At 65.7% G+C, this 14,296-nt stretch carries 18 protein-coding genes; 9 read left to right on the forward strand and 9 right to left on the reverse strand.

Annotated features, from left to right (window positions below):
• Window positions 1-36 precede the first annotated feature (36 nt).
• A complete protein-coding gene (locus tag AB5I39_RS01815) occupies window positions 37-588 on the forward strand; it encodes a shikimate kinase (RefSeq protein ID WP_404373955.1) in 552 nt (183 codons plus the stop codon).
• Complete coding sequence (gene aroB, locus AB5I39_RS01820; RefSeq protein WP_404370359.1) at window positions 585-1,676, forward strand: 3-dehydroquinate synthase; 1,092 nt, start codon at window positions 585-587, stop codon at window positions 1,674-1,676. The genes AB5I39_RS01815 and aroB overlap by 4 nt, the downstream gene beginning before the upstream one ends.
• A gap of 1 nt (window position 1,677) precedes the next feature.
• Here the strand turns inward: aroB and AB5I39_RS01825 are convergent, their stop codons facing one another.
• On the reverse strand, window positions 1,678-2,112 hold the full coding sequence (locus AB5I39_RS01825; protein WP_404370362.1) for a DUF1003 domain-containing protein: 435 nt from the start codon (window positions 2,110-2,112) through the stop codon (window positions 1,678-1,680).
• Between the two features lie 203 nt (window positions 2,113-2,315).
• Between AB5I39_RS01825 and AB5I39_RS01830 the strand changes: the two genes are divergently transcribed.
• Together AB5I39_RS01830 and AB5I39_RS01835 are read left to right on the forward strand one after the other, a co-directional pair.
• Window positions 2,316-2,471 carry a DUF2256 domain-containing protein gene (locus tag AB5I39_RS01830; protein WP_404370365.1) on the forward strand — a complete coding sequence of 52 codons (156 nt, stop codon included), beginning with the start codon at window positions 2,316-2,318 and terminating at the stop codon, window positions 2,469-2,471.
• A 215-nt stretch (window positions 2,472-2,686) separates the two neighbouring features.
• A complete protein-coding gene (locus AB5I39_RS01835) occupies window positions 2,687-3,118 on the forward strand; it encodes a hypothetical protein (RefSeq protein ID WP_404370367.1) in 432 nt (143 codons plus the stop codon).
• 32 nt (window positions 3,119-3,150) lie between these two features.
• Here the strand turns inward: AB5I39_RS01835 and AB5I39_RS01840 are convergent, their stop codons facing one another.
• From AB5I39_RS01840 to radA, 5 genes are all read right to left on the reverse strand, one after another.
• Window positions 3,151-3,483 carry a DUF423 domain-containing protein gene (locus tag AB5I39_RS01840; protein ID WP_404370370.1) on the reverse strand — a complete coding sequence of 111 codons (333 nt, stop codon included), beginning with the start codon at window positions 3,481-3,483 and terminating at the stop codon, window positions 3,151-3,153.
• Complete coding sequence (locus AB5I39_RS01845; protein ID WP_404370372.1) at window positions 3,480-5,237, reverse strand: cation:proton antiporter; 1,758 nt, start codon at window positions 5,235-5,237, stop codon at window positions 3,480-3,482. The genes AB5I39_RS01840 and AB5I39_RS01845 overlap by 4 nt, the downstream gene beginning before the upstream one ends.
• Window positions 5,234-5,668, reverse strand: a complete 435-nt coding sequence (locus tag AB5I39_RS01850; RefSeq protein ID WP_404370375.1) for an iron-sulfur cluster assembly scaffold protein — start codon at window positions 5,666-5,668, stop codon at window positions 5,234-5,236. The genes AB5I39_RS01845 and AB5I39_RS01850 overlap by 4 nt, the downstream gene beginning before the upstream one ends.
• A 156-nt stretch (window positions 5,669-5,824) precedes the next feature.
• Window positions 5,825-6,403 carry a CvpA family protein gene (locus AB5I39_RS01855; protein ID WP_404370377.1) on the reverse strand — a complete coding sequence of 193 codons (579 nt, stop codon included), beginning with the start codon at window positions 6,401-6,403 and terminating at the stop codon, window positions 5,825-5,827.
• Window positions 6,404-6,921: 518 nt separating this feature from the next.
• Window positions 6,922-8,292 carry a DNA repair protein RadA gene (radA, locus tag AB5I39_RS01860; protein WP_404370380.1) on the reverse strand — a complete coding sequence of 457 codons (1,371 nt, stop codon included), beginning with the start codon at window positions 8,290-8,292 and terminating at the stop codon, window positions 6,922-6,924.
• A 168-nt stretch (window positions 8,293-8,460) separates the two neighbouring features.
• Here radA and AB5I39_RS01865 point away from each other — a divergent pair, with 168 nt between their 5' ends.
• A complete protein-coding gene (locus AB5I39_RS01865) occupies window positions 8,461-8,868 on the forward strand; it encodes a BLUF domain-containing protein (protein ID WP_404370383.1) in 408 nt (135 codons plus the stop codon).
• Between the two features lie 7 nt (window positions 8,869-8,875).
• On the opposite strand, the gene AB5I39_RS01870 is transcribed toward AB5I39_RS01865, so the two are convergent.
• The gene (locus tag AB5I39_RS01870; protein ID WP_404370385.1) at window positions 8,876-9,094 is read right to left on the reverse strand and encodes a DUF2945 domain-containing protein; all 219 of its coding nucleotides are present in this window, start codon (window positions 9,092-9,094) and stop codon (window positions 8,876-8,878) included.
• A gap of 122 nt (window positions 9,095-9,216) precedes the next feature.
• Between AB5I39_RS01870 and AB5I39_RS01875 the strand changes: the two genes are divergently transcribed.
• Window positions 9,217-10,371 carry a glycosyltransferase family 4 protein gene (locus AB5I39_RS01875; RefSeq protein WP_404370388.1) on the forward strand — a complete coding sequence of 385 codons (1,155 nt, stop codon included), beginning with the start codon at window positions 9,217-9,219 and terminating at the stop codon, window positions 10,369-10,371.
• Window positions 10,372-10,465: 94 nt separating this feature from the next.
• Here the strand turns inward: AB5I39_RS01875 and AB5I39_RS01880 are convergent, their stop codons facing one another.
• Window positions 10,466-10,786 (reverse strand): DUF2218 domain-containing protein, encoded by a 321-nt coding sequence (locus AB5I39_RS01880; protein ID WP_404370391.1) that lies wholly within the window; start codon window positions 10,784-10,786, stop codon window positions 10,466-10,468.
• Window positions 10,786-11,337 (reverse strand): PadR family transcriptional regulator, encoded by a 552-nt coding sequence (locus tag AB5I39_RS01885; RefSeq protein ID WP_404370394.1) that lies wholly within the window; start codon window positions 11,335-11,337, stop codon window positions 10,786-10,788. Before AB5I39_RS01885 ends, AB5I39_RS01880 begins: the two co-directional genes overlap by 1 nt.
• 197 nt (window positions 11,338-11,534) lie before the next feature.
• Here AB5I39_RS01885 and AB5I39_RS01890 point away from each other — a divergent pair, with 197 nt between their 5' ends.
• The 3 genes from AB5I39_RS01890 to AB5I39_RS01900 are packed head-to-tail and all read left to right on the forward strand — an operon-like array spanning window position 11,535 to window position 14,055.
• Window positions 11,535-12,845 carry a replication-associated recombination protein A gene (locus AB5I39_RS01890; protein WP_404370396.1) on the forward strand — a complete coding sequence of 437 codons (1,311 nt, stop codon included), beginning with the start codon at window positions 11,535-11,537 and terminating at the stop codon, window positions 12,843-12,845.
• Window positions 12,842-13,186, forward strand: coding sequence for a hypothetical protein (locus AB5I39_RS01895; RefSeq protein WP_404370399.1), 345 nt, complete (start codon window positions 12,842-12,844; stop codon window positions 13,184-13,186). The genes AB5I39_RS01890 and AB5I39_RS01895 overlap by 4 nt, the downstream gene beginning before the upstream one ends.
• Window positions 13,183-14,055, forward strand: coding sequence for a hypothetical protein (locus AB5I39_RS01900; protein WP_404370402.1), 873 nt, complete (start codon window positions 13,183-13,185; stop codon window positions 14,053-14,055). Before AB5I39_RS01895 ends, AB5I39_RS01900 begins: the two co-directional genes overlap by 4 nt.
• Window positions 14,056-14,296: the final 241 nt, after the last annotated feature.

Here is a 14,296-nt window from a genome sequence, read left to right on the forward strand (position 1 = left end):
GAGACGCGCCTGCGCTGTATAGCCCCGACCTCAATGATGCAAAGCCCTGCCGCCCCACAACCCGAAACACCGCGCTGGACCGGTCAACCGATCGTGCTGGTCGGCCTCATGGGCGCGGGCAAATCGACCGTCGGACGCCGCCTGGCGGCGCGCCTCGGACTGCCCTTCGTCGATGCCGATACGGAGATCGAAGTCGCAGCCGGCATGTCGATCCCCGACATTTTCGAACGCTTCGGCGAACCCTATTTCCGCGATGGCGAACGCCGCGTGATCGCGCGGTTGATGAACGGCGAAAAGCGGGTGATCGCTACCGGCGGCGGTGCATTCGTCGATCCCGAGACGCGCGCGGCGATCCTGGCGCGCGGGTTTGCGGTCTGGCTGGACGCCAAGCCTGCGGTGCTCGCCGACCGCGTTTCGCGCCGCGACACCCGCCCCTTGCTGCGCGGGCGTGATCCGCTCGCGGTGCTTGAGGAACTGGCGCGGGTGCGGAACCCATATTACGCGCTGGCCCCCTTACGCGTCTCCAGCCAGCGCGCGCCGCATGACGCGACCGTGAACACCATCCTGAAAGCACTCGGCCAGCTATGACGACGATTCCGGTTTCGCTGGGTGCGCGCAGTTACGATGTCGTGATCGAGGCGGGCTTGCTCTCCCGCGCAGCCGACTGGCTCGCACCCTTGTCGCGCGGTCGGACGATGGCGATCGTCACCGACGATAATGTCCTGCCGCACCTCGCCACACTGCAATCCGCGCTGACCGCCGCGGGGGTCGCCAGCGAAGCGATCGTGTCGCCGCCGGGCGAATCGACCAAGAGCTGGGCCCAACTGGAAGCGCTGACCGACCGGCTGCTCAATCTCGGCGTCGAGCGCGGCGATCATGTCGTGGCACTCGGCGGCGGGGTGATCGGCGATCTGGTCGGCTTTGCGTGCAGTATCCTGAAGCGTGGCTGCGGCTTTGTGCAGATCCCGACGACGCTGCTCGCCCAAGTCGATTCGTCGGTCGGCGGCAAGACTGCGATCAATTCCCGTGCGGGCAAGAATCTGATCGGCGCGTTCCACCAACCGGCCTTGGTGCTGATCGACCCGCAAGTGCTCGACACGCTGCCGGTACGGCAAGTCCGCGCAGGCTATGCCGAAGTCGTCAAATACGGCCTGATCGACGATCCCGCTTTCTTCGATTGGTGCGAGGCGAACGCCGCCGCGCTGATCGCGGGCGACCCGGCGGCGCGTGAATATGCCATCGCCCATTCGGTCGCCGCCAAGGCGCGCATCGTCGCGGAGGACGAGCGCGAGACGACCGGCGCGCGGGCTTTGCTCAACCTTGGCCACACCTTCGGCCACGCGCTGGAGGCGGAAGCGGGCTTTTCCGACCGGCTGCTGCACGGCGAGGCGGTTGCGGCGGGCATGGCGCAGGCCTTCGCTTACTCTGCAGCTCACGGCTTGGCCCCGGCGGCCGACGCCGAGCGCGTCGCGGCGCATCTGCGGAGCGTCGGCCTGCCCGATGGCGCGGCGGCGGCGGGGATCGAAGCCGATGGCGAGACGCTGGTCGCGCACATGCTCCACGACAAGAAGATGGATGCGGGCACCCTGCCCTTTCTGCTGGCGCGCGGGATCGGGCGGACCTTCCTCGACAAATCGGTCGATCTGGCCGACGTGCGCGCCTTTCTCGACCGCTGAGCTAGGCCGCGCGAATCGACAGTCGGTCGATCGCCGCCTGCAACGCGTCGATCTTCGCGTGCAGTCCCTCGATCTGAATCTCGGCCCGGACGTTGGTTTCGTAGTCAAGCCGTGCGTCGAGCCGGTCCTTGGCCGATTGCCGGTTCTGGCTCATCATGATGATCGGGGCCTGCAGCGCGGCGACCATCGACAGCATCAGATTGAGAAAGATGAAGGGGAACGGATCGAACGCGCGGGCACCCAGCGCGAGCGTATTGAGCGCGCCCCACCCTAGCAGAAACACCGAAAAGGCGATGATGAAGCCCCACGACCCGCCGACCGCCGCAACGCGGTCGGCCAGACGTTCGCCGAAGGTCGAGCGTTCATCGAACACCAGATTGGGGTCGCGCGCGGCCGGGCCACGGCGCAGATCGTGGAGGAAACGGAGTGCATTCATCGGCTCACCTTTCGGGTGCGACCGCGCCGGTCAGGCGGTCGCGGGTGGCCGATCCGACGATCAGCGTTGCGCGAACAGCCCTTGCGGCGCGGTCAATCGACTATGATCGTTGCTGGACATGATCCCCGACATGGGAAAGGAACGGAACGCGCCGGGCGATGCCGGTGCGGGCGCGAGATGGCAATGGCGGGCGGCGATTTCAAATGAAGAATGCGTCATCGAAGACCGTCGCCAAGGCCAACCTCCCGAGCAAGATGTGTCCGGTGTGCCAGCGCCCCTTCGCCTGGCGCAAGAAATGGGCACGCGATTGGGAGAATGTGGTCTACTGCTCCGACCGGTGCCGCAAGACCGGGCTGTAGCGTGTTGGATATGCCTGTTTTTGTGGCTAAAGTCACAGAGAGTCGCACCATCGCGGGTGTTTTCATGGCTCTAGCGGCAGGTTGATTTCGACCGGTTGGAAGAGCGGGCCAGGAGGATGACAGGCTGGCGCACTGTAGGAAAGCGCGGATGGCGAGAATGGTGGTTAGCTCCCATGATGGTAGACAGAAGCGCTGGCTTTTCGCAGTACGCACCGATGACAAAGATCGCTGCAGTGTATGAGCGCAAGGGAGCGCTGTTCGTCGTAGCGAGCCACCGGACAATAGCGGGCTTTTGGATCGATGACGAACACGTTGATCGATTCGATGCGCCGACGCATGAAGAGTTAGGTCAAGCTATTGAAGCGGCTTTGGCTCGCTCTTCGAACGGTGTCCCTATACCACCGCCTACGGTGCAGCTAGACAAGCCGCTGCTGCTGGCGGCGGGAGTTGGTTCATGGGCGACGTTCATGAAGCTGTCCAAACGCGTCACTGTTTCGCTCGACGGCGACGTTCTCAACATCACTTCACACACCAACCTCGGCAGCCAAGGTGGGTTTGAAGAGCGATCATCAATCGAAGCACCATCGTCGACGCCCTCTTCGACACTGGGCGAAAAAGTTGCGGGATTACTCGCGGTCTCTGCGTAGCGCCATGTACGCAATTGCGGCCGAAGCAGCCGTCAAACCGCTCGCCCGGCCCAAGCCAACCACAGCCACCCCGCAATCAACATCGCCCCGCCGATCGGCGTGATCGCGCCGAACCAGCGTGGCGCACCCAGCGCCATTAAATACAGCGTGCCCGCAAAGAGCGCGCCGCCGCCGATGAACAGCCACGCCGACCCCCGCGCCTCCATCCGCAGCGCGACCAGCGCGGCGACCGCGTGGATCAACTGATAATGCGCGCCGGTCTTGAGCCATTCCTGCGCCTGACCGCTCGCGCCATGCGCGCCGAAAGCGCCCGCGCCCACCGCGATCGCGCCCGACAGCGCCGCCAAAATCGCGATCCAGTTCATCCCGTTTGCTCCCCGGCCAAGCCATCCCGTGCGCTTTGGTCGATCACGACCTTGCGCGCCGCACGCAGATCACCGGCCTCGACTTGCGCGCGCAGCCGTTCCTTGTCGCGGCGTCGATAGGTGTCTTCGGTGTGATCGATCTCGGCCTGGTCGACGCCGATGCTTTCCAGCGCCAACCGCCCCATCTTCACCGCCGATTCCAGCACTTCGCGCACGACGCCGTCGAGCGGCGCGCCCTTCAGCTTGATCACCGCGCGCCGGTCATAGGCCCGCACAAAGATCGAGGCCTGCGGGAAGGCCTTGTGCACACCCTGGATAAGATCCGGCGAAAGCTGGTCGCCGTCCATGCAGAAGAGGATCAGCTCTGCCTCCGCCGCCCCCGCCTGACGCAGCAGATCCATCCGCGTGCCGTCGCCATAATAGACCTTGGCACCAAATTCGGAGGCTACGTCGATCATCTCGATATCGGTGTCGATCAGCGTGACCGGCACCCCTTGCGCATTGAGCATCTGCGCCACCGTCTGGCCAAAGCGCCCGTAGCCGACGATCAGCGCATTGGCCCCATCCGCCTTGGGGCCTTCGCGGTCGCCCTGCTTGATCGGCTCCTCGCGGATGCGGCGCGTGATCATCATCAGGAACGGCGTCGTGACCATCGACAGCGTGACGATCGCGCCAAACAGGCTGGCGGCCTCGGGTTCGATCAGCATCGCGCGCTGCGCCTGCGCGAACAAGACGAAGCCGAATTCGCCGCCCTGGCTTAGCAACAGGCCAAGCGCGAGCGCAGCGCGCCAGCTCATCTTGAACGCGACGCCGATCCCGAAGATGATCACCGCCTTGGTCGCGATCAGCGCGAGCGCCATGCCGATCACAAACAGCGGCCGCTCCGCAATCGCGCCCAGATCGAGCATCATGCCGACCGCGACGAAGAACAGCCCGAGCAGGATCGATCGGAACGGCTCGACATCGGCCTCGAGCTCATGCCGATACGGGCTGTCGGCCAGCATCACGCCCGCGACGAACGCGCCGAGTGCGGTGGACAGGCCCAGCGCCTCCATCACCGCCGCCGCCGCCACGACGGTGAAAAGGGCTGCAAAGACGAACATCTCGCGCTCGCCGAGATTGCCGATGACACGGAACATCGGCCGCAGCAGGAAACGCCCAGCAAGCACCAGGCCGACGATCGCGGCGACGGTGTAGAGGAACAGCAGCCAGCCCGGCGGGCCGTTCGCGTCGGCGGGATTGCGCGAGAGCACCGCGACCAGCGTGATCAGCGGTACGATCGACAGATCCTGGAACAGCAGGATCGAAAAGGCGCGTTCCCCAAAGGGCGTGCGCAAGCGCCCCGCCGACTGCAGCATCGGCAGCACCTGCGCGGTGGAGGACAGAGCAAGCGGCAAGCCGAGCACCAGGGCCGCCGATAGCGAGAACCGCGCCGAGGCGACGAGAGCGGTGACCGCCAGCCCGCACAGCAGGACCTGCAACAGGCCCAGGCCGAAAATCTCTTTTTTCAGCGCCCATAGTCGTGTCGGATTGAGCTCCAGCCCAACGATGAACAGCAGCAGCGTAATGCCGAGTTCGGCCACGCCGATCATCGATTCGGCATCGCCCACCAAATGCAGCACGTGCGGCCCGACCACCGCGCCGGCGACGAGATAGCCGAGCGTGGCGCCGAGACCGAGTCGGCGGAAGAGAAGAACGAAAACAAGGGCGAAACCGCCGAGGACGACACCGTCGCGCAGCAGCGATTCGCTCATGCGGGCGCCTTTGCGGCAGCGGTGGCGGCGGCTTCGGCGGCGGCTTCGAAGGCAAGCCGGATCGAGGCGTGGCGCGCGCTATGCGGCAATGCCGGGGTGAACAGCGCGAAGCCGGGCCAATCGGGCAGCGGCCCCTCCCCGCCGAGCCACGCGGCAAGTTCGTCGCGCGCGGTGGCGATCTCGTCTGCGGTCTTGCCGATCACTGCGGCACCAAGAAGCGACGACGATGCCTGTCCGAGCGCACAGGCGCGCACCAGCATCCCGACCTCGGCCACACGCCCGTCGGCATCGGTGTTGACGTCCACCGTCACGCGGCTGCCGCAGATCGGCGAACGCTTTTCGGCGCTGCCCATCGGGTCGGCCAGGCGCTGCTGATGCGGGATCGTCGCCGCCAGCCGGAGAATCTCGGTATTGTAGAGGGGCGCGTTCATAGGGCCGATGTAGGGCACGCGACGGGAGTTCGCATCCCCCAATTCGTCACCCCATACATGTTCTCCCCTCCCTGAAAGGGAGGGGTCGGGGGTGGGTTGGTATGAGGCGGGTGCTGCGATCCGATAACGGGCCGACCCACCCCCAGCCCCTCCCTGTCAGGGAGGGGAGGAAGAAGATGAATCACTTGAGGACTCGCTCGCCCGCGCCTTCTCCGCATCCCGGAACACCGGTTCGCCCTTGCGGCGGCGGTCGACGAAATCGGCGATCGCGGCGCTAGTTTCGTTGAGCAAGGGGTAACAGCGCGCCGAGGTCAGCCATTCCGGTCGATGCGTGGGTCCGCCGCGCATCGTGTCGGTCATCAGCACGACGAGCAGGAAAGCCAGGCTGGCGAGGATCAGGCCTTTAAGCGCGCCGAAGCCGAAGCCGAGCGCGCGATCGACCGGGCCGAGGATCGAATCGCGCGTGCGCGCGCCGATCGCATTGGCAACCGCGCGCCCGGCGAAATAGGTCCCGCCCGACAGGATTGCGAAGGCGAGCACCGCCGCGCCGGTGGTCGTGCCCACCACGCCGGTCAGCGCGTGGGTCAGCGGCACATGGAACAGCTTCAGCGCGAAGACGATCGCCACCCAGGCGAACAGCGAGAGCACTTCGGTGACGAACCCGCGCATGATCCCCAGCGTCGCCGCGCCCCCGACGGCAAGCAGAACGAGGATGTCGAGCGCGGTGAGGTTCATGCGCGCCGACCTACGATGGCGGCCATGCCCTGTCGAGATGTCCGCACAGTGGCACCGGAAGGTGCCGCCGCTGGGCGGCGCAGTCGCTTAAGACGGGCCGAAGTATACCGGCACGCCACTACGAAACGATCCCGCCTCAACCGGATAGACGCCTTTTGCCGTCTCATCGACGAGCGAGTGAATAACGGTCGGGGTGGTCCAGACGCGCTTCGGCGTGGAAGGCGCTGCCAGAGGAGCGACGGTATCCGATCGAACTTTTTTCATGAAATTTCCCTGCTCCATCTACACGCAGCGGGGGTAAACATTTGAAACTATTAAACAAGTCCGATGCGGCCCTATTATCCGCACATCTCACCGAGGCAGCTTCTTTCCCTTTCGCCGGCTCGTGAGGTGGAAATGGTTCCCCCGATCACACCGGTACGGCAGTAGAACGGCATCCCCAACGACTGCCTCACACGCCTCCGCCGCGCTCGCGAAGGCTCGCTTGCGGCGGCACACGCTCAGCCGCGTGCGGATGATCAACGCCCGAGCATGTAATCGACGAAGCCGCCGAGCGCCTTGAACCCGGTCAGCGTCAGGCCGCTCTTGTCGTCGGCCACCGCCGCGGGGACGATCGCGCGTTCGAACCCCAGCTTGCCCGCCTCCTTCAACCGCAGCGGGCCATGCGCCACCGCGCGGATTTCGCCGGACAGCGCAAGCTCGCCGAACACCACCGCATCCGCCGCCACCGGGCGTTCCGACAGCGCGGAGATCAGCGCCGCCGCCACCGCCAGATCGGCGGCGGGATCGGCGACGCGATACCCGCCGGCGATGTTGAGATAGACTTCGCACGCCGAGAAACTGAGCCCGCAGCGTGCCTCCAGCACCGCAAGCACCATCGCGAGCCGCCCGCTGTCCCACCCGACCACCGCGCGGCGCGGCGTCGCCCCGCTCGCCAGCCGGACGACCAGCGCCTGGATTTCGACCAGCACCGGCCGCGTGCCCTCCAGCGCGGGGAAAACGGTGGTGCCGGTCACGCCATCCTCGCGCTGAGTCAGGAATAGTGCGCTTGGGTTAGCGACCTCGGCCAACCCTTCCGCCTCCATCGCGAACACGCCGATCTCGTCGGTGCCGCCGAAACGATTCTTGATCGCGCGCAGGATGCGATATTGGTGGCTGCGCTCGCCCTCGAAGCTCAGCACCGTATCGACCATATGTTCGAGCACGCGCGGCCCCGCGATGCTGCCATCCTTTGTCACGTGGCCGACCAGCACGACCGCAGTGCCGCGTTCCTTGGCAAAGCGGATCAGTTCCTGCGCCGATGCGCGCACCTGACTGACCGTCCCCGGCGCGCCCTCGATCAGATCGCTGTGCATCGTCTGGATCGAATCGATCACCAGCAAGGCAGGAGGTGTCCCCTGCCCCAGGGTCGTCAGGATATCGCGCGTCGAGGTGGCCGAGGCGAGCATGACCGGCGCATGGCCCAGCCCTAGCCGCCGCGCGCGCAGCCGGACCTGATCCGCCGCTTCCTCGCCCGAGACATAGGCCACCGGCAGTCCCGCCAGCGCCATCTTCGCCGCCGCCTGTAACAGCAAGGTTGATTTGCCGATGCCGGGGTCGCCGCCAATCAGCGTCGCCGACCCCTCGACGAACCCGCCACCGAGCGCGCGGTCGAACTCCGCGATGCCGGAAGGCAACCGCTCGGGCAGGCTGATCTCGGCATCCAGCGTGACGAGCTGCATCGTCCGCCCGCCGGTCTGAAGGTTATGCTTGGCCTGGAACGGCGTGACAGTCGCGCCCGCATCCTCGACCATGGTGTTCCATTCGGCGCAGTCGGCACACTGCCCCTGCCACCGGTGCGACACCGATCCGCAAGCCTGACAGACGTAGCGCTTTTGAGGTTTGGCCATGCAGGCACCTTATCGCGCATGGAACGATAGGGGAACAAATTTCGCAATCATCGCTTGCCAAGGCAGCAAGGTACGAGATTTCCTCATTTTTTCCTGGAAACCGCGCGCAAACTTTATGCCGTCTTTACCAAAAGCAACCGAAACTCAGAGAAAGCAGGGAGTTAAGAGATGCAGCGTATCGTTTACATCAGCACCGCTCGACAAATGCTCGCGAACCGCGACCTCGTCGACATCCTCGCCACCTCGCGCCGCAATAATCGGGCAGCGGGTGTGACAGGTTTGCTGATTACCGGCGGCCGACATTTCCTGCAGACGCTCGAGGGGCCCGATCAGGCGGTGCACACCGTGTTCCGCCGGATCGAACAGGACCCCCGGCACTTCGCCATCGTCACGCTGTCGCGTACCGCGATCGAGCGGAGAACCTTCGGCGATTGGGACATGGGCCATTGCGACGGCGGTGCGACCGGATCGGCCGACAACACTGCGCAAACGATTGCGCGGCTGCTCGCCCCGATCGAGGATCGCACGATGCGCGCCTATTTCGAAGGCTTTACGCAAATGCACGTCACCGCCTGATCGTGCGTTAGCCGCCCGACAGCTCCGACCCGCGCTTCAGCGCCTTTCCGCCGTCCTCCTGCTCGACCAGATAGGCGGGATTGTCCTTGGTCCCGACCTTCACGATCTTGCTGCCCTTGATCGTGCGCTGCACGCGGCGGTCGAAGCGTTCGGTCACCTTGCCGTGCGCGGTGCCGTTGCCCCAATGCCAACTGACCTTCTGGCCGGTGCGAAAACTGTTCGACATCGCGTCTCTCCCTTGCTGACGCCGCTCAACGAGCATGCAGGGAGCGCCGTTCCATACTCCGCGCCGACACCCGCGCGCCGGGGAGATAGCCATGCGCCCTTCGCTTCGCTATGCCGCGCCCGATGCAACCTTCCGACCTCCGCGTGGCGCTGTTCAGCGGCAACTATAATTACACGCGCGACGGCGCGAACCAGACGCTCAACCTGATGGTCGGCCACCTCCTCAGCCGCGGGGTAAAGGTGCGGATTTATGCGCCGACCAGCCGGACGCCCGCCTTTCCACCGACCGGCGATCTGATCAGCGCGCCGTCGATCAAGATCCCCTTGCGCGGCGAATACAAACTGACGCGCGGCATGGGGAACCGCGTGCGGCGCGATCTCGATGCCTTCGCGCCCAACATGATCCATGTCTCCGCACCCGACCGGCTTGGGCACAAGGCACTGAACTATGCCGAGGCGCATGGCATCGCGAGCGTCGCTTCCTACCATACGCGCTTCGAGACCTATATGCAGTATTACGGGCTCAGTTTCCTGGTCGGCCCGATGATCAACATCCAGAAGCGTTTCTACAGCCGGGTCGATGAAGTGCTCGCCCCCAGCCAGATGATGGGCGAAATCCTGCACGATTGGGGCGTGCCGACGCCGGTCACACGCTGGTCGCGCGGCGTGAACCATGATCGCTTCAACCCCGGTCGGCGTGATCTGGCGTGGCGGCGGAGCCTCGGCATCGGCGATGACGAGATCGTCGTCGGCTTCCTCGGGCGGCTGGTCAAGGAAAAGGGTCTCGACGTCTTCGCGCAGGTTATGCGGGCGCTGGCCGCGCGCGGCGTGAAGCACCGCACCTTCGTGATCGGCGAAGGCCCGGCCAAAGACTGGTTCGCGCAGCAGGTGCCCGATGCCGTGTTCGCTGGCTTCCTCACCGGCGACGATCTTGGCCGCGCGGTCGCGTCGATGGACGTGTTCTTCAACCCCAGCGTCACCGAGACCTTTGGCAACGTGACACTGGAGGCGATGGCGGCAGGCGTACCGGTGGTGGCGGCGCGCGCAAGCGGCGCGGTCGGGCTGATCGAAGACGGCGTTACCGGACTGATCGTCCCGCCGACCGATATTTCGGGCTATGCCGATGCGCTGCAACGCTTTTGCGAGGACGATGCGTTTCGCGCCGCAGCAGGGGCGGCCGGCCATGCCGAGGCCGACACTTATCAATGGGACCGGATCAACCAGGTCGTGCTGGATACCTACCTGCGGGTGCTGGAGCGGCACGCGTCCGCCAGCTGAGCGTCGTGCTCCTGCGCAGGCAGGAGCCCTGGGATCGCGTGCAGCGTTTCGTTACCCCGGGCTCCTGCCTCCGCAGGAGCACGACAGTTGGTCTTCAACCCGCCGCCGCCCAACCATACACCAGCGGCGCCTCGCGAAACGCGAAGCGGTCGACATGGCGCTGCACGGCGCCTTTCAACCCCTCCAGTTGCTCCGCCGAGGTCGCGTCGATCCGCACCTCCAGCACATCGGGATGCGCATCGAACGTCACCGTGGCATCGCCGGGGTGGTTGGCCCCGCGCGCATCCTTGGGAAACACGATCGTGCCGTGCTCCGGCGTAAAGCTGACCGCGAGGTTATGCTCCCAATGCTTGCACGTCTGCTGAAGGTATTTGCTGGCCGATTGCGTCGGCACGCGGGCAATGGCGCTGAACATCACAACCGCTCGATCTTCTGCGCGGCTTCGTCGATCAGCGCGACGATGTCGTGCAGCGTTTCCCTCGGCACATCCTCATGCCGCAATCGGTGGATCAACACTTCGCGCAAGTTACCCATCGCGCGGCGGACCGACGCACTGTCGGTCCGGGCGCGTTCGGCCCCGACATCGGCAAGCCGCGCCATCAACGCTTCGACCTGCTCGGCATTTTCGGCGAGATGCGCGGTGCCCGCATCGGTGACGGCGAACAGCTTCTTCGACCCCTCGGCCTGGCGCGCCTCGATCAGGCCCATGTCGTCGAGCAGCGTCAGCGTCGGATAGACCACGCCGGGCGACGGCGCATAGGCCCCGCCGGTCAGTTCCTCGACTTGGCGGATCACATCATAGCCGTGGCGCGGCTCGTCGGCGATCAGCTTCAAGAGCACGAGCCGCAGCTCGCCACCGTCGAACATCCGCCGCCCGCGTGGGCCACCGCGACCGCCGCCATCGCGCCCCTCGTCGTCGCGGCCACGGCCACGACCGAAACCGTGGGAGCGGAAACCGCCGCGCATCATGCCCATCCGGCCTGGATGGCAGCCGCGGCCGCCTCTTTCTACGAATACAAACATATCGTTCCTTTCTGTATCACGATGGCGCTGAGATATATCTTAGCGCGAAAGAGTCAAGATATATCTTTGTTACGTTTCGCCGGGGTGGTTAGTTTTGGTCCCCACTGGCCCCCCGCCCCCACACCCCCTATCTCTCGTGAATGGCCGACCTTTTCGCGACCTTAGATCCCCCCGCACCCGACGCGCCGAGCGACACCGCGCCGCTCGCCGACCGGCTGCGCCCGACGACGCTCGCCGAGGTGGTCGGGCAGGATCACATCACCGGCCCCGAAGGCGCGATCGGGCGGATGGTGGCGGCGGGACGGCTGTCCTCGATGATCCTGTGGGGCCCGCCCGGCACCGGCAAGACGACGATCGCGCGGCTGCTCGCCGATGCGGTGGGCCTGCGCTTCATGGCGATTTCGGCGGTGTTCTCCGGCGTCGCCGACCTCAAGAAAGCCTTTGCCGAGGCGCGCGAGCATGCCCGGATCGGCAAGCGCACCCTGTTGTTCGTGGACGAAATCCACCGCTTCAACCGCGCGCAGCAGGATGGTTTCCTGCCCTATGTCGAGAATGGCACCGTGACGCTGGTCGGCGCGACCACCGAGAACCCCTCGTTTGAACTGAACGCCGCCGTGCTCAGCCGCGCGCAGGTGCTGATCCTGCATCGGCTCGACGCGGCGGCACTGGGGCAATTGCTCGACCGGGCCGAGGCGGTCGAGGGTCGCCCCCTCCCCCTCACCCCCGATGCGCGTAGCGCGATGATCGCCAGCGCCGACGGTGACGGGCGCTTCCTGCTCAATCAGGCGGAGACGCTGTTCGCGGTCAACCTGCCCGAACCGCTCGATCCGGCCGGGCTATCGGTCTTCCTGCAACGCCGCGTCGCGGTGTACGACAAGGACCGCGAGGGGCATTACAACCTCATCAGCGCGCTGCACAAAGCGGTGCGCGGATCGGACCCGCAGGCCGCGCTCTATTATCTCGCCCGGATGCTGACCGCAGGCGAAGAGCCGCTGTACCTGCTACGCCGCATGGTGCGGATGGCGGTGGAGGATATCGGGCTCGCCAATTCCAACGCACTGGTGCAATGCCTCGCCGCCAAGGATGCCTATGACTTCCTGGGCAGTCCAGAGGGCGAACTGGCACTCGCGCAGGCGTGCCTCTACCTCGCCACCGCGCCCAAATCGAATGCCGCATACAAGGCACAGAAAGCAGCCTGGAAATCGGCGCGCGAGACGGGATCGCTGATGCCGCCGGAAAACATTCTCAACGCGCCGACCAAGCTGATGAAGGACATCGGCTACGGCAAGGGCTATGCCTACGATCACGACACCGCCGAGGGCTTTTCGGGCGCGAACTATTGGCCGGCCGAAATGGAGCCGCAGACCTTCTACACCCCGACCGACCGCGGCATGGAGAAACGCATCGCCGAACGCATGGCGTGGTGGGCAAGCTTGAAGGGGGACTCATGAAGGCTTGGGATGACGTTGCCGCCTTCGCGCTAACCCTGCCGGATACCGTCGCCGCGACGCATTATGGCGGCCCGGCGATCAAGGTCGCGTCAAACGGGCGCGCGTTCCTGTCGCCGTCGCGCGAGGCGGATTCCTTCACGCTGACGATCGACGCGGCGACCAAGGACATGCTGATCGAAACCGATCCCAACACCTTCTGGCAAACGTCGCATTACGAAGGGTGGCCCGCGCTGCTCGTCCGCTACGCCAGCGCCGATCCCGAGCGCGTCCGCGCGATGGTCGAACGCGCGCGCGATCAGGCCGCAGCGCGTAAACCCGCCAAACCGCGCAGCAAGGCGTGACGACCCCCTCTGCGCCGGGCCACTTCACCCGTTTCGCTGCGATCGACTGGTCGGGCGCGAAGGGCGTACGGCACCCCGGCATTGCGCTCGCGGTATGCGATGCTGGCGATGCCGCGCCAATGCTCGTCGACCCACCCCATCGCGCGTGGTCGCGCAGCGAAATCCTGCACTGGCTGCGTACGCGGGCCGATGAACCGATGCTGGTCGGCTTCGATTTCAGCTTCGCCCCGCCGCATGTCCGCCGTGGCGCGTACCTTCCTGGCGAGGCCTCGCCGGATACGGCACGCGCCTTTTGGGGCTATGTCGATGCGCAATGTCAGGATGCCGATCTCGGCGCGGCGTCGTTCCTGGAAACACGGCGCGGCACGCATTTCTATCTTGGCGCGGCCGATGGGATAAAGGCTGACTTCCTGCATTATCGCACGTGCGAAGCTCAGAATGTCGCCTCCGGCTTTGGCAAGCTCTCCACCGTCTATGACGCGATCGGGGCGGCCCAGGTGGCGAAGGCGAGCTTTGCCGGAATGCGCCTGCTCCACCACCTCGGCCATCAAATGCCGGTCTGGCCGTTCGACCCGCCCCCGCAGTCCGGTGCCTGCGTGGTCGAGATCTACACAACGATCGCCGCCCGCACCGCAGGCTTGCGAAAAGGCTTGAGCAAGCTGCGCGATGCAAGCGCCCTAGATGCAGCCCTCTCCGCGCTCGGGTGCAAACCCCACGCCCGGCTAGCCCACTATAGCGACCACGCCACCGACGCGATCTTGACCGCTGCGTGGCTCCGCGCGAACGCCACCCGTCCGGCGTTGTGGCATCCCGAGGCGCTCACCCCGCAGATCGCGCGCACCGAGGGCTGGACCTTCGGGATTGCGTAATCCGTCGGTACCAATGCTACCCTCAGGAAGGTCCGCCGGAACTAATCGGCCCGCCGCTGTCGCTGAACACGGCTTCGCGGCGATAGGCTGGCTTCGCCGTGTCATCCGCTCGCCCGACGATGACACGCGGCGGATTCCATGGCTTTTTCGCGGCCTTGGCCCCCGACTCAAACCTTGCCGACATTAAGCACTCCCACCGCTGCCCTCGGTCAGCGCCCCGCTGCCCAATTCAAAAAGTAGC

This window comes from Sphingomonas sp. MMS24-J45, assembly GCF_044881195.1.
GTDB lineage: Bacteria > Pseudomonadota > Alphaproteobacteria > Sphingomonadales > Sphingomonadaceae > Sphingomonas.

Excerpts from the sequence above, each read along its gene's own strand:
- AB5I39_RS01875 (WP_404370388.1), top strand. The coding sequence starts at position 9,217 with ATGCAACCTTCCGACCTCCGCGTGGCGCTGTTCAGCGGCAACTATAAT.
- AB5I39_RS01850 (WP_404370375.1), bottom strand. The coding sequence starts at position 5,668 with ATGAACGCGCCCCTCTACAATACCGAGATTCTCCGGCTGGCGGCGACG.
- AB5I39_RS01840 (WP_404370370.1), bottom strand. The coding sequence starts at position 3,483 with ATGAACTGGATCGCGATTTTGGCGGCGCTGTCGGGCGCGATCGCGGTG.
- radA (WP_404370380.1), bottom strand. The coding sequence starts at position 8,292 with ATGGCCAAACCTCAAAAGCGCTACGTCTGTCAGGCTTGCGGATCGGTG.
- AB5I39_RS01835 (WP_404370367.1), top strand. The coding sequence starts at position 2,687 with ATGACAAAGATCGCTGCAGTGTATGAGCGCAAGGGAGCGCTGTTCGTC.
- AB5I39_RS01865 (WP_404370383.1), top strand. The coding sequence starts at position 8,461 with ATGCAGCGTATCGTTTACATCAGCACCGCTCGACAAATGCTCGCGAAC.
- aroB (WP_404370359.1), top strand. The coding sequence starts at position 585 with ATGACGACGATTCCGGTTTCGCTGGGTGCGCGCAGTTACGATGTCGTG.
- AB5I39_RS01815 (WP_404373955.1), top strand. The coding sequence starts at position 37 with ATGCAAAGCCCTGCCGCCCCACAACCCGAAACACCGCGCTGGACCGGT.
- AB5I39_RS01890 (WP_404370396.1), top strand. The coding sequence starts at position 11,535 with ATGGCCGACCTTTTCGCGACCTTAGATCCCCCCGCACCCGACGCGCCG.
- AB5I39_RS01870 (WP_404370385.1), bottom strand. The coding sequence starts at position 9,094 with ATGTCGAACAGTTTTCGCACCGGCCAGAAGGTCAGTTGGCATTGGGGC.
- AB5I39_RS01855 (WP_404370377.1), bottom strand. The coding sequence starts at position 6,403 with ATGAACCTCACCGCGCTCGACATCCTCGTTCTGCTTGCCGTCGGGGGC.
- AB5I39_RS01885 (WP_404370394.1), bottom strand. The coding sequence starts at position 11,337 with ATGCGCGGCGGTTTCCGCTCCCACGGTTTCGGTCGTGGCCGTGGCCGC.
- AB5I39_RS01845 (WP_404370372.1), bottom strand. The coding sequence starts at position 5,237 with ATGAGCGAATCGCTGCTGCGCGACGGTGTCGTCCTCGGCGGTTTCGCC.
- AB5I39_RS01895 (WP_404370399.1), top strand. The coding sequence starts at position 12,842 with ATGAAGGCTTGGGATGACGTTGCCGCCTTCGCGCTAACCCTGCCGGAT.
- AB5I39_RS01825 (WP_404370362.1), bottom strand. The coding sequence starts at position 2,112 with ATGAATGCACTCCGTTTCCTCCACGATCTGCGCCGTGGCCCGGCCGCG.
- AB5I39_RS01880 (WP_404370391.1), bottom strand. The coding sequence starts at position 10,786 with ATGTTCAGCGCCATTGCCCGCGTGCCGACGCAATCGGCCAGCAAATAC.
- AB5I39_RS01830 (WP_404370365.1), top strand. The coding sequence starts at position 2,316 with ATGAAGAATGCGTCATCGAAGACCGTCGCCAAGGCCAACCTCCCGAGC.